This is a genomic window from Acinetobacter sp. BMW17 (genome assembly GCF_001592855.1).
Lineage (GTDB): Bacteria > Pseudomonadota > Gammaproteobacteria > Pseudomonadales > Moraxellaceae > Acinetobacter > Acinetobacter johnsonii.
Genome location: NZ_LSOD01000006.1, coordinates 24325 through 37841 on the forward strand (window position 1 = coordinate 24325; position 13517 = coordinate 37841).

Below are 13517 nucleotides of genomic sequence, written 5' to 3' on the forward strand. Positions count from 1 at the left end.
ACAAACCTTATACTTCGCCCAAATGCAATAAGTCTGAGCACTATGCTTTAGGGAAGTTGGTGAGAGTCCAACACTGCCCCCGCAACGGTAAAACGAAACGTATATCTTTATAAGTGTTTACACTTACATCACTGCACTCGTGTGGGAAGATGGATATACCAATATTGTTCGCAATATTTATATTTAAGTCCGGAGACCTGCTTATTGCGCCATTTAACTCAATCATTCACGGGGGGTGAATGTATGGAGCCAGCATGCCAAATTTATTTCAGCCTACAGCTTTAGTGGGCGCAATCGCTATTGCGATGGGTTTCTCCGCAACAGCATTTGCACAAGACAATACGAATGTTGTTAATGCTTCTTTAGACACACTCGTTGTAACTGCAACACGTTCTGAAGAAAAGATTAAAGACGTTCCTTCAAGAATCTCTATTATTGAACCACAAATTGTTGAACAATCTCCTATTGCAGAATTACCACATTTGCTCATGAGTGATGCTTCTATCGATATGATGCAATATGGCGGTTATGGTCAAACTGCATCTATCTATATGCGTGGAACAAACGATACTCATACTCTTGTATTACGAGATGGTGTTCGTCTAAATACTGGCTCTGCAGGTTCTGCTTCACTCTCATTCATTGATACCACTGATATTAAAAAAATTGAAGTACTCAAAGGTCCAGCCTCTGTATTATATGGAACAGATGCAATTGGTGGCGTAGTACAACTCGTATCCAAAACACCAGAAAAAACTGGGGCTTTTGTAACTGGTGAAATCGGTGAGCATAATACCTATAAGTCTGTCATTGGTGCAGATTTGGCTGAGAATGGAATTTATGCACAAATTCGTGGACAACGCTTAGAATCTGATGGTACACAAGTTACAGACTTCAAAGATGCTCAAGTCAATGCAGGAGCCTATGATCAAAAGGGTTTTAGTGCAAAATTCGGTGTAGAAAAAGAACTATATGCGGCTTCTGTTGATTATTCGGAAAACCAAGGTAATTCAACTTATGTTGATGGTATATATGATAATGATTGGAACGTCATAGGCTTAGAAAATATCTCGCAAGATTTTAAAAATGAAATCATTAATGTGAAAGGTCGTATAAACCTAAGCGATAACTTTGCACTTCATGCTCGCTTATCTCAATTCAAAGATGAACTTGAGCAAAATGATTCTCATGATGCAATCTACAATACAACAAAAGAAGCTGAACTTTATAGTAAATGGCAATTTAGCTCTACTCAGAATCTCTTGGCAGGAATTGCAACAAAAAATATTAAATCTGATGTCTTTTCTGTAAGTTCTTTTGGTATTGTCGACTACGATAAAACCGTTGTAAGTACAGGTTATTTTGTTCAACACCAATACCAATCCGAAAAACTACACACCCAATTAGGTGTCCGTGTAGAAGATCATGAGACATTTGGGACTCATACAGTAGGACAAGCTGCTGCACGTTATCAAATTTTACCAGCTACTAGTATTTATACCAATATTGGTACTGCTTTCCGCGCTCCAACGAATAATGACTTATATGCATTAAGCTGGGGTGGGAATCCTGAGTTGAAACCAGAAGAAAGTATTTCATATGAAATTGGTCTCGACCAACAACTTACAGATCACTTAACAATGGGCTTATCTGCATACCGAAATGAAGTTGATGATCTGATTACTTATGTAACCGATCCAATTACATATGAAGGTCGCCTATACAATGTTAAAAAAGCAACATTTACAGGTGGCGAGTTTAACCTTGATTGGGCAAAAGATGAGTTATTTACCAATCTTTCATATGCTTATGTACAACCAAAAGACAAAGAAACTGATAAAGATATATCTCGCCGTTCACGCCAAAGTCTGACTTTGACATCAGGACTACAAAATGAAGTGTATGGCATTAGTGCATCACTTTCAGCTAAATCTAGACCCAAAAATAGTACAATTTCTGGATATGCTACTGTTGATGTAAATGCATTCTGGAATGTAAATCCTAACGTTAAATTATTTACAAATATTCAGAATATTGGTGATGTTGAATACAAAACGACATCTTATGGTAGCGGATACTATTATGTGAATGGCGGTCGCCTTGCTACCGCCGGAGTCACTTTCCGTTATTAATTTAATGTAAAGACTCAAAAAACAATTTAAAACAGCGCAGTTTATGGATAATGTTTTGATCGGCATTATCCTTTTTTTTTCATTTCAACATAAGGAAAAGTTATGGGCCACCGTTTAAGTAAAATTTATACCCGTACTGGCGACTCAGGCACCACAGGTCTGGGTGATGGATCACGTGTAACTAAAGATGATCTACGAATTACCGCACTTGGTGATGTCGATGAGCTCAATTCAACAATTGGTGTACTTCGTGCTCAAATTAATGCAAGCCAAATCACAGACAAAGCCACATGGGACAAAAGCTTAAGCCTCATTCAACATTGGCTTTTCGACTTAGGTGGTGAAGTGTGTATTCCAAACTATCACTTGCTTCAACCGGTTTGTATTGAGTTTCTTGAACAAGAAATTGACCGTATGAATGAAGACTTACCTATGCTTAAAGAATTTATCTTACCTTCAGGTTCTTTAGCATGTAGCTATGCCCATCAAGCACGAGCGGTATGTCGCCGAGCTGAACGTAGCTTAATGTCGGTGCACACTCGTGATCAAAATATTCAAAGCACCGCACTACAGTTACTCAACCGCTTATCTGATTGGCTTTTTGTTGCATCGCGTGCTTTACAGCGTGCTGAAGGTGGCTCGGAAGTACTTTGGCAAAAAAATATCAATGAAACTATTTAAACGATTCTAAGTTTTTAGAACGAAATAGATTTTTTCAGAGTCTTCCTGTGATCAATTCACTGGAAGACTTTTTGATATTATTTTTCTTTTGTGAAAAGAAACCAAAACCATTTTCCAAGCGTAAAACTCGTCTACTACCATCTCTTATCCTAAATATCACAGAAACATTTCATTCAAATTCAGTCCTACCTCAAACCATTACGAATCGCATTTACGCATATCTGATATTTCCACCTTAGAATCTATCCCCAATCCGATGTTTTTAGCGCTACAATCACGCAAAAGACGTATATAGATCAGGTTCAATATGAGAATCATCGGACATCGTGGTGCACGTGGCGAAGCCCCAGAAAATACACTCGGCGGTTTTCGATATATTCATGATCTAGGCATACGTGCGGTTGAATTTGATGTTCGTCAGCTCAACGACCATGAGCTGATCATTATGCATGATGACAACATGCTCCGAACCACTGGGATCGACCAAGCGCTCTACCCATTAAGCAGCACACAACTCGATAGCTATAACCAAGCACATATTTGGCTAGACTGGGAAAAGCAAAGTACCCCAACACTACGACAAGCACTCCAGATTATGCAGGACTTTGAACATCTTGAAGTTGAAGTCAAAGCTGTAGAAACACAAGCTGAAGCGGAACGACTAACACACCATCTCACACAGCAACTTAGAGGCTTTGAACACAGTGCGGTCATCACCAGTTTTGATCTTAAAATCCTACAAGCACTCCAAGATCAACACTCAACATTTAAACGTGGCTTATTGATTGAAGACGATATTCAACATCTTGCGATTGAACAAGCGCTCAAATACGACTGTTGCCAAATCGGCTGGATGAACCAACTGGCAACCGATGACTTGTTAAAAGCCACACAACAAGCGAATTTAGCCACTAGTGTCTGGACGGTAAATGACATCGAGCGCGCCAAACATTTACGTGACTGCGGCATTGATGGATTAATTACAGATTTTCCTAAAATGATGCTACAACATTTGATAGATGTGCATTGAACAGGCCACAGATTGACTTGAGTTTTACATGAGCAGTGGCACTGAAAATGTTTATTTTTCATATTGATCGCTCTGCTACGATAAAGCCTAGAAATGCTTCGATAATTTCGATATCTAAACATTCGTATTCTGTTACTGTTTAGTACAATACATCTGTACAATAATGCTAGTGAACCAAGGTTCGCTCATGCTAATATGCTGTAGCTTAATCCATGCAAAAAGTAATGGATTGACCTTCCATTTATACCTCCCAAGGTTTCAGGAGTGCTGTTGGAGATGAATGCTCCCCTACCCAAAGCCCCATTTAACTGGGTTGCAATTTTTGCATTGGTTTTTCTTCCCATTGTGGCTGTGATTGCAATTCCCTTATATGCCTTTCAGCATGATTTCAGCTTAGCCGCTTGGATCAGCATGTTTGTATTACTGGGTGTTAGTAGCTTAGGTATTACCGCTGGCTATCACCGCTTATGGGCACACCGTGCTTATGAAGCAAGCTTACCTTTAAAAATCATTTTGATGATTATGGGTACCTTTGCCGTGCAAAACAGTATTTTATTTTGGAGTTCAGGTCACCGGACCCATCACCGCCATGTCGATGATATCGAGAAAGATCCGTACTCGATTAACAATGGTTTTTGGTATGCGCACATGGGGTGGATGCTTCGTGACTATCCATCAGCAGAACCTGATTTTAAAAATGCACCCGATTTACTGAATGATAAATTGGTGATGTTCCAACACAAATACTATGTTCCTTTAGTGATCATCGTCCACATGGGTATTTTATTACCAATTGGTTGGGCTGTAGGCGACTTATGGGGGGTGTTATTGTTGGGCGGATTAATGCGTTTAATCCTCAGTCACCATGTTACATTCTTCATTAACTCTTTATGCCACATGTGGGGCAAACGTCCATATACCGACGAAAATACTGCACGTGACAACTTCTGGTTAGCCATTGCCACTTGGGGTGAGGGTTATCATAACTACCACCACATTTTCCAATACGACTATCGTAACGGGGTGAAATGGTGGCAATATGACCCAACCAAATGGTTGATTTGGTCATGCTCAAAACTGGGTTTAGCTAAAAACTTACGTCGTATTCCGAGCTTTAATATTAAAAAAGCTGAACTTGCAATGAAGTTTAAATATGCTGAACAAGACTTAGAAGTTCATGGTCTGAATGTCAGTGATGACATTAGTTCTGCGAAAGCTCGTATTGCGCAAGAGTATGATGCATTCACCCAAACCTTGAATGACTGGGCAAAATTGAAAGAACAAGAAATTCAAGCCAAGAAAACAGCAGTGGCTGAAAAAATCCATCAAATGGATGAGAAGCTCAAAATTGAATTTCAATTGGTTGAACAGCGCTTAGGTCATCACCGTCAAACCTTGACCACACTGATGCGTAGCATTAAAAAAGCCCCTGTTTCACAATAATTAATCTCTGATTCAGCATTTCAAAAGAAAGCTCCGCAAGGGGCTTTTTTTAGCAGTTCATAAAGGATAACAGCATGGATATTAAGAATATTCCTTTCGGTATCACCAACTGGGCCGAGATACCAACCACCCGCCATACAGGTGATCAGGGTTATGCCCTATGGCGTACTCAGCAATTTGACGCGATTCGCGTGCGTATGGTGGAGTATTCGGAAAACTATCTGGCCGACCATTGGTGTTCTAAAGGACATATCCTGTTGTGCTTAGAAGGCGAACTACACACCGAACTAGATGATGGTCGTAGCTTTACCCTCACGGCTGGCATGAGTTACCAAGTTGCGGATCAAGCCGAAGCCCATCGCTCATCCACCTCAAAAGGTGCCAAACTGTTTATAGTTGACTGAAACAGTTGGATATATGTCCTAACACTAAAACTTTGCTATATTGATGGGGTCATGGCTTATCCCTTGTGATCCTTCACTATGCAGTTCAATTCACGCTATTCTCTCCTTCCGTCAAAACTTTATCACCATCAACAGCCCCTGCCACTAAAAGGCGCAAAAGCAGGTCACTTCAATGCAGCCTTGGCAGAACAGTTGCAATGGTCTGAAGCCGACAAACAGTCTTGGGTAGAGATTTGTAGCGGACAAAAAACCTTTAGTGAATTTGAACCATTGGCAATGGTCTATGCAGGACATCAATTTGGTCAGTGGGCAGGACAGCTCGGTGATGGTCGGGGTTTATTGATCGCACAGATTCTCAATCAACATGGGCAAACCATTGACCTGCATTTAAAGGGTGCCGGCTCTACTCCTTACTCACGTATGGGAGATGGTCGTGCGGTACTTCGCTCCGTCATTCGTGAGTACTTGGCTGGACATGCGCTGAATAGTTTAGGCGTGGCTTCAAGCAACGCGGTGGGCTTTACTTCATCAGCTCAAGGTGTGCAGCGGGAGAAACTGGAACTCGGTGCGATGATGTTACGTACATCGGACTGTCATATTCGCTTGGGACATTTTGAGTGGATAAACCAGTACCAACCTAATTTACTCGACGAATTTACCCAAAAATGCATCGCTTGGCATTACCCCGAGTGTTTAGAGGCAGAGCAACCTGTTTTGGCATTTGCAACTCAAGTGATTCAACGGACTGCAGTAATGATTGCCAAATGGCAACTGGTCGGCTTCGCACATGGGGTGATGAATACTGATAATTTAAACATTACAGGTTCAACCCTCGATTTTGGCCCTTATGGTTTTATGGAGCGCTTCCGCCCGAATTGGATTAACAATCACTCCGACTACCAAGGTCGCTATACCTATCAGCAGCAGCCGAGCATTGGACACTGGAACTTATGGACATGGTTGAATAACCTCATTCCACTTTGTCCGCAAGACTATGACAAAGAACAATGGAAGCAAGACCTTGCAGATTGCTTAGAGCACTATGAACCCACGTTCTTGGAGCACTACAAACTGGGTTTAAGTCAAAAAATGGGCTTACCTCATTTCCACATGGACAGTTTTGACTGTGCCATGACTTTCTTACGGATTCTACAAACCGAACAGCTCGACTACACACAAAGCTTTACGCGTTTACAGAATCAACAATATGAAACGATTAAAGATGACTGCCTTGACCGTCGTCAATTTGAAAGTTTCCTCGCACAATATGAACAAATTCGTGCAAATCAAGACACAACAGAACTCAATGTAGCCATGCAACAAGCCAATCCCGTTTATATCCTACGCAATCACATGGCACAAAAAGCGATTGAACTAGCTGAGCGGAATGACTTCTCAGAAGTCGAACGCTTATTTGACCTGCTTAGCCGCCCGTTTGAGCGGAATCTAGCACTAGAGAAAGCTGAGGATTTAGCACCTTTACCAACGGATGTTCCTGAGGTGATGGTGAGTTGTTCCTCTTAAGCATTTGGCTTAAACTGTGGATAAATTAAACAATATCCACAGGGCTTCGCCCACTAGAGTGATGATCAACATGTCCTTACACCTTATTGCTGCAAAAGCTGCACTTGCCCTGCCAGAAGTGACGTGTAGTCAGCCCTTTGGTGAAGGCTGTGATGTATATAAAGTCATGGATAAAATGTTTTTGCTCAATTCATCTTTAAGTGGCGCGGCTTTAAGTAACTTAAAAGTTACGCCTGACCACGGCGCGATGCTACGTGATATTTATCCGTATATTCATGCAGGTTGGCATATGAATAAAAAGCATTGGATTTCAATATATGAAGATGAAGACTTAGATCCGGATTTAGTCATTGATCTGGTACATAGCTCTTATGAGCTCGTGGTATCCAAGCTGAATAAACTACAAAGACAGCGAATCGCTGCGCTTCAAGCCATCACCTAAATATGTATTGAATGAAAAAATTTTTAATTATTCCTATTACATTTTGTAAAGCTCAACCCTATCACTGCATCAAACAGGTCATGGATTTGAACGTATATTGTCTCGGCTAGACAGTTTTTCGACGTTTTCTACGTATTGCCCATTTGAACCCAAATTTTGAAACTAAAAGTGAAATGAGGCATTCATAGATCATAAAAAAAGCCCGACATCCTGTCGGGCTTTTTCGTATTGGTTAGCTAGGTATAACTCCTGTCGTACCTCACATCCTAGTGTTGAACTTATCATTTTTGTTTTATGTTTTGGAACTTCCTGTTCTCTATGACTGCATCATATAAAAAATCTTGGGACTGACCTAGACGCAATCCGCTTGAATAGTTGTAAGCCAAAACGTACATGGAAAAATAAGCTTAATTAGACTTACCCCCAAAATTATCCGCAGAAATTGTGGATAGTTTTCAGGACAACTGAAGCTAAACTTGACTCCTTAAAATGAATTTTTGAGTACTTTAAAAGCAACTTTATAGCTCAGTACTTCAATCTGTTGGAAATACAATCACTCTTTCTCGATTTTGCCTATTTAATTATCTATACATATCAATCCGAAAAGATGAAGTATGAGAGTCGCTCACTCTCCACCCAAGTTAATCAGCAGGTCATGCCAAACCTCAGATAAAGACCCATTGAGAATCAGTAAAATCTTGTTCATTTTCATATTCAGTTGCTGATTTGAATATCGACTCATCAACTTTGTCTAAAACAAACGTAAAAGTAAAAAGACAAACTAAAACATTATTTTAGATACTTATAATTCACCCATGAACCAGAACCCTAAATGATCAAAAACCCAATAAAAAAAGTACTCAATATGAGTCCTTTTCAACATCATCACTTGCGCTTTAGCTCTTCTTCGGCTTCAATGTTTTAAATAACACAAATAACACGAGGATCCACACAGGAAGCATCAACACGGAAAGCATAAAACCCTGATTCCACATGATATATAAAATCATCAGCATAAACACTAAAACAAAATAATTGCTAAACGGTGTAAATAACGCTGGAAACTTAGTTTGAATGCCCTGCTTTTTCATACTCTGTCTAAATTTAAGATGGATCAAACTGATCATCATCCAATTCAACACCGCCGCACTGACCACAATATAAATCAGATAACTGAGCGCTTTTTCAGGCAAGAAGTAATTTAGCAGCACACACCCAAAAATCAGTAATGCTGAAAATAAAACAGCCGCAATCGGTGTCCCTTGCCGATTCACCTGCTTAAAAACTTGCGGGGCATTGCCTTGTTCTGCCAGACCTAAAAGCATGCGACTATTGGCATACATCCCACTATTACAAACAGAAACTGATGCCGTCAGAATAATAAAATTCAGTAAATGCGCTGCCCAATCAATGCCAATTTGCTTAAAAATAAGCACAAATGGACTTTTATCTAAGCCACCCAAATCCAATTCATTCCAAGGCACTAAAGACAAAAGAATCGCCAGTGAGCAAATATAGAACAGGAAAACCCGAATCACCGTTTGATTGACGGCTTTTGGAATGTTCTTTTCAGGATCTTCTGTTTCCGCAGCCGCCATACTGATCAGCTCAATGCCGCCAAAGGCAAACATCATAAAGGCCAGCATATAAAACAAGCCTTCAAAGCCATGCGGGAAAAACCCGCCATGTGCCCATAAGTTCGTGACGGATGCGGTTGAACCGACATCAGCCGTCAACAACAGATAAACCCCGAAGATGATCATGGCGATAATCGCCACAACTTTAATCATCGACAGCCAAAACTCAGACTCCGCATACAGTTTGACATTGGCAAGATTGGCCAGTGTGATCACCACAAAAAACACCAGCACCGAGACCCACGCAGGAATATGTGGCCACCAGTAATTCACATATTTACCAATCGCGGTCAGCTCAGTCATCACCACTAAGATGTACAGCACCCAGTAGTTCCAGCCCGTTAAAAAGCCTGAAAACCGCCCCCAATATTTAAAAGCAAAGTAGCTAAATGAACCCGTCACTGGCTCATGCACAATCATCTCACCGAGCTGACGCATAATTAAAAATGCAATCAAACCGCCAATCATATAACCCAAAATAATCGATGGGCCAGCAGATTCAATAATATGTGCTGAACCTAAGAACAGCCCTGTGCCAATTGCACCACCCATGGCGATCAACTGGATATGGCGGTTCTTTAAACGGCGCTGAAGTTTAGGCGTCTCGCTGCTCAAAACACATGCTCATCTGATAAAAAAATGAATTGTACCGCTTGTACAGACGATCAACCAGTCTTGTCCTTTTAAATTGCAGATTGCTCGGTTTCATTTCACAAGCTAGAGGTTTAAGCGAACTGCTGATTTCGATTGCCGCCTTTGCTTGAATCCCATAAAAAAAGCGGATAAACCTCAGCTTATCCGCTTTTTTTATCGTTCAGAAAACTGAATTAATCTTCAGGATATTCAAAACGGTAGCCTACACCATATACCGCCTGCACCCATTCATGACGGTTACCTGTTTCAGCTGCATCCGAAATCTTACGACGTAAGTTCTTAATATGGCTATCAATCACACGGTCAGCTACTTCAAAACTGTCTGGGTTAATATGATCTAGTAACTGCGCACGTGAATAGACTTGTCCCACATGCTCTAAAAACAACTCCAGTAAACGAAACTCGGTCGGTGTTAGGTTTAAAGGCTTTTGTTGATACCAAATACGTTGCTGCGCTTTATCCATACGGAACAAAGACTGATCTTCAGGCTCAGCCTTACGCTCTAAACGGCGTAACACAGCTTGGACACGCGCTACCAATTCTTTCGGGCTAAAGGGTTTACACACATAGTCATCTGCCCCCATGTTCAAGCCAAGCACGCGGTCAATTTCTTCCGTACGTGCAGTGACCATAATGATCGGCAAATCAGACTGTTCACGGACTTTACGGCAAATGGTCAAGCCATCCATACGCGGCACCATTAAATCTAAAATCATCAGACTCGGTTTACGCTGCGTAAAGCTATCAAATGCGTCCTGACCATCGTGAAACATACTGACTTCAAAGCCCGCTGCTTCAAGATAATCGCGGACCAATTGTGCAAGTTCTACTTCATCTTCAACCAGCATAATATGTTTCATACATACTTCCTTTTGTGTTTCATTTTTTTGGGAACGTTAACTTGCAACGTAAACCACCCAAAGGCGAATGATCAAAACTCAATTCGCCGCCCAAAGCTTGTGCCAGTTTAGCCGATAAAGCCAAACCTAAACCTGTACCACCTGTGCTCCGCGTACGCGAGTCATCGACTCGGTAGAAACGCTCACCGAGTCGTGCCAGTTGCTCATCAGTTAAACCATATGGACTGTCATCGACATAGACTGTCCAATCTGTTGCAGACTGTTCCGTATGAACTCGAACCTGACCACCCGCTTCGGTATAACGAATGCTATTACCCAACAAATTGACCATGATTTGCTTAAAGCGGTCAATATCAAGTTGTAACTCGGCGCCCTCACCTTCGACACTGATGCTTAAATGGGCCTGTTCAAATTTGGGCTTAAAGTTTTCCACTTCTTGCTCAATCACCGCCCACGGGTTCACGGTTGCAAAGTAACAGTTTAATTGCTGTGCTTCCGCTTGTGCCAAATCGGCCAAATCATGCGTGAGTTTTTTCAAACTGGTGACTTGGCGTAACATCGATTCAAAATGCTCAGGCGTTGGCTTTCGAATACCGTCTTGCATCGCTTCGATCTGCGCTTGTAAAACTGCTAGCGGTGTTTTCAACTCGTGTGAAGTATCTGACACCCACTGACGACGTGAAATTTCATGCTGATCTAAAATCACCGCCAGTTGGTTCAGTTCATTGGATAAATCACCCAGCTCATCGTTTCGATTCACTTTAACTTGATGCTGAAAATTACCCTTCGTTAATTCACGCGTACCATTCAACAAGCGTTGAATCGGTGTCTTAAAATAAGTCGCAAGTAACAACGCAGCAATTAAACTGGCAAAAACGGTTAAACCATAGACCAGTAATAAATAACGTTTTTGATTACTAAAGAAATTGATACTCAATGCATCATCTTGATCGAGGACTGGTTTCAGCCCCAAGTAGCCCACCACTTGGTTATTCACCACAATAGGACGGAAAGAAACTTGATCATCCGAGGGTTCACCGACCACAAACTGACGCTGCGTATCGTATAAAGACAAACGCGAGCTAAGACCTAAACGGTCAGGCGTGGAAATAAACTGTTTTTTGCCTGCGTTTTGTTTGCTCTCTTGTTCAATCTCTTCTTTTTTACGATCTGGACGGAAAACATTTTGATTGGCGCTGAGCGGAAACTTTAAACCTTCAAAGGGTTGAAACTCCGAAGGTAAGTTTTCCTCCAAAGCTTGCAGTTCTTGTTCGGTTAAAATCTGTTTTTCATGTTTGACTTCAGTGGTAGAGACATCACTGAGTAAGGTTTTGGTATTCTCTTTAAAATAACGCTGTTGCAGAGCAATATCGTACTGGCGGCGCAGCCACCAACGAGAGAGACGGTCATAATCATCTGGCGCGGCATGTCCTTCAATCTGCAAAATTTGTGCTTGAATGGCATTGCCCCAGTCATGATAGGTACTATAAACGCCAGCCAAGTTATCAATCAGATGATCGAGCTTTTGCATTTCCACGTCCGCCACATATTTGGCAAAATTCTTTTGCATCGTCCAATGCAGCACACCTAAACTCACCGTGGTAATCACCAAAGTGGTCAGCAATACAGTGAGGAATAAGCGTAAAGCAATCGGTACGCGGCGAATCTTCAAAAGCAATCTCTCGGTCGTTCTTTTGCCTTGTTATTGTATAGAACACTGCACCAAAAAACTCTCCATTGTTTCTACATCTTTATTATTTAATCTTTAATCATCCAAAATGAGATGCTCTTGTATGGGGGAGTTGTAGAATGAATAAGATGACAAAAATGGCTTTAGCCACTGCCAGCGTTTTATCTGTAGGTGCGTTGACTGCCTGTCAATCCACCCAAGCACCGAAAGATATGGAGCAGTCGCAACATATGCATGGTCATTATCAGAAAGACCGTCACATGACACCTGAACAACGCGAACAGTTTGAAAAAATGCGTACTGAACGTAAACAGGTCATGCAAGACATTAAAAAAGCCTGCGATGGCAAAGCAGTGGGTTCAGCAGTCCAAGTTAAAGCAGGTGAACAAACACTAGAAGGCACATGTGCGATTTCGTTTAAACCGAACCGTGATGAAATGAAACGTGGTGAACATCGACCAATGCGTGGTGATCAAGCCGATCGTGGTGAATTCCGTGGCATGCATATGCAGCGTGGCGAACCACTAACCGATGCGAAACGTGCTGAGTTAACCCAGCAATACGATCAACGTTTAGCTGAACGTCAAGCGCGTCAACAAGCCGCAACCAAAGCCTGCCAAGGTCAAACCGATGGTAAAGCCGTGCAGTTAAAAGTTGGCACACAAACAGTAGATGGCAAATGTATAGTTCACTTCCAGCCTAAAGCCCCTGTTTCAGCACCGAATAAGGCCGCTTAAGCCACTCTAAAAAGCATAAATAGATAAAAAAGGCGCAAATTGCGCCTTTTTTATTGGACATAACTTTTTACGCTTTTTGACTATTTATGTCATGCCAAAAGCAGCAAAACTGTTTACACTCAGTGCACTTAGCGATTTTGAATAATATTTATTTGACTTTACAGTCACCAAGAAAAGCACCCGAACCGCTTGTACCAAATTAGAAGATGTTGCACGATTAAGTTATTCCAATCCGTGTCAAAGAAGACACGTTTTTATGTTTATTAGGATTATAAGCTGGTTA

11 protein-coding genes and 1 riboswitch are annotated in these 13517 nt (G+C 41.4%); of the genes, 8 read left to right on the forward strand and 3 right to left on the reverse strand.

The genetic code is table 11. The features are described 5' to 3' along the window. The first annotated feature begins 12 nt into the window (after nt 1–12). Nucleotides 13–220, forward strand: a riboswitch (cobalamin riboswitch). A 34-nt stretch (nt 221–254) separates the two neighbouring features. The 7 genes from AXW61_RS00770 to AXW61_RS00800 all read left to right on the forward strand — a co-directional run bounded on the left by AXW61_RS00770 (nt 255) and on the right by AXW61_RS00800 (nt 7656). Then, nucleotides 255–2132: a TonB-dependent receptor gene (locus tag AXW61_RS00770; RefSeq protein WP_062031379.1), complete on the forward strand. Its 1878-nt coding sequence runs from the start codon at nt 255–257 to the stop codon at nt 2130–2132. A 102-nt stretch (nt 2133–2234) separates the two neighbouring features. After that, the gene (locus AXW61_RS00775) at nt 2235–2813 is read left to right on the forward strand and encodes a cob(I)yrinic acid a,c-diamide adenosyltransferase (RefSeq protein WP_062031381.1); all 579 of its coding nucleotides are present in this window, start codon (nt 2235–2237) and stop codon (nt 2811–2813) included. Nucleotides 2814–3120: 307 nt separating this feature from the next. Then, nucleotides 3121–3843, forward strand: a complete 723-nt coding sequence (locus AXW61_RS00780) for a glycerophosphodiester phosphodiesterase (protein WP_058951656.1) — start codon at nt 3121–3123, stop codon at nt 3841–3843. A 276-nt stretch (nt 3844–4119) separates the two neighbouring features. After that, the gene (locus tag AXW61_RS00785; RefSeq protein WP_062031384.1) at nt 4120–5286 is read left to right on the forward strand and encodes an acyl-CoA desaturase; all 1167 of its coding nucleotides are present in this window, start codon (nt 4120–4122) and stop codon (nt 5284–5286) included. A gap of 74 nt (nt 5287–5360) precedes the next feature. Continuing rightward, nucleotides 5361–5690, forward strand: a complete 330-nt coding sequence (locus tag AXW61_RS00790) for a DHCW motif cupin fold protein (protein ID WP_062031386.1) — start codon at nt 5361–5363, stop codon at nt 5688–5690. Between the two features lie 78 nt (nt 5691–5768). Continuing rightward, nucleotides 5769–7214, forward strand: coding sequence for a protein adenylyltransferase SelO family protein (locus AXW61_RS00795; RefSeq protein WP_062031389.1), 1446 nt, complete (start codon nt 5769–5771; stop codon nt 7212–7214). A gap of 70 nt (nt 7215–7284) precedes the next feature. Further along, complete coding sequence (locus AXW61_RS00800; protein ID WP_062031393.1) at nt 7285–7656, forward strand: MmcQ/YjbR family DNA-binding protein; 372 nt, start codon at nt 7285–7287, stop codon at nt 7654–7656. Between the two features lie 896 nt (nt 7657–8552). On the opposite strand, the gene AXW61_RS00805 is transcribed toward AXW61_RS00800, so the two are convergent. The 3 genes from AXW61_RS00805 to baeS form a co-directional block, all read right to left on the reverse strand. Continuing rightward, nucleotides 8553–9908, reverse strand: a complete 1356-nt coding sequence (locus AXW61_RS00805) for an amino acid permease (RefSeq protein WP_062031396.1) — start codon at nt 9906–9908, stop codon at nt 8553–8555. A gap of 212 nt (nt 9909–10120) precedes the next feature. Further along, nucleotides 10121–10807 (reverse strand): response regulator, encoded by a 687-nt coding sequence (locus AXW61_RS00810; protein ID WP_004983596.1) that lies wholly within the window; start codon nt 10805–10807, stop codon nt 10121–10123. 19 nt (nt 10808–10826) lie between these two features. Continuing rightward, entirely contained in the window at nt 10827–12479 is a 1653-nt protein-coding gene (baeS, locus tag AXW61_RS00815) for a sensor histidine kinase efflux regulator BaeS (RefSeq protein WP_062031476.1), read from the reverse strand. 137 nt (nt 12480–12616) lie between these two features. Here baeS and AXW61_RS00820 point away from each other — a divergent pair, with 137 nt between their 5' ends. Continuing rightward, the gene (locus tag AXW61_RS00820; protein ID WP_062031399.1) at nt 12617–13234 is read left to right on the forward strand and encodes a hypothetical protein; all 618 of its coding nucleotides are present in this window, start codon (nt 12617–12619) and stop codon (nt 13232–13234) included. The last annotated feature ends 283 nt before the right edge of the window (nt 13235–13517 follow it).

Coding starts and splice junctions, on each gene's coding strand:
- AXW61_RS00785 (WP_062031384.1), top strand. CDS start 4,120: ATGAATGCTCCCCTACCCAAAGCCCCATTTAACTGGGTTGCAATTTTT.
- AXW61_RS00790 (WP_062031386.1), top strand. CDS start 5,361: ATGGATATTAAGAATATTCCTTTCGGTATCACCAACTGGGCCGAGATA.
- AXW61_RS00775 (WP_062031381.1), top strand. CDS start 2,235: ATGGGCCACCGTTTAAGTAAAATTTATACCCGTACTGGCGACTCAGGC.
- AXW61_RS00820 (WP_062031399.1), top strand. CDS start 12,617: ATGAATAAGATGACAAAAATGGCTTTAGCCACTGCCAGCGTTTTATCT.
- AXW61_RS00780 (WP_058951656.1), top strand. CDS start 3,121: ATGAGAATCATCGGACATCGTGGTGCACGTGGCGAAGCCCCAGAAAAT.
- AXW61_RS00810 (WP_004983596.1), bottom strand. CDS start 10,807: ATGAAACATATTATGCTGGTTGAAGATGAAGTAGAACTTGCACAATTG.
- AXW61_RS00795 (WP_062031389.1), top strand. CDS start 5,769: ATGCAGTTCAATTCACGCTATTCTCTCCTTCCGTCAAAACTTTATCAC.
- AXW61_RS00770 (WP_062031379.1), top strand. CDS start 255: ATGCCAAATTTATTTCAGCCTACAGCTTTAGTGGGCGCAATCGCTATT.
- AXW61_RS00800 (WP_062031393.1), top strand. CDS start 7,285: ATGTCCTTACACCTTATTGCTGCAAAAGCTGCACTTGCCCTGCCAGAA.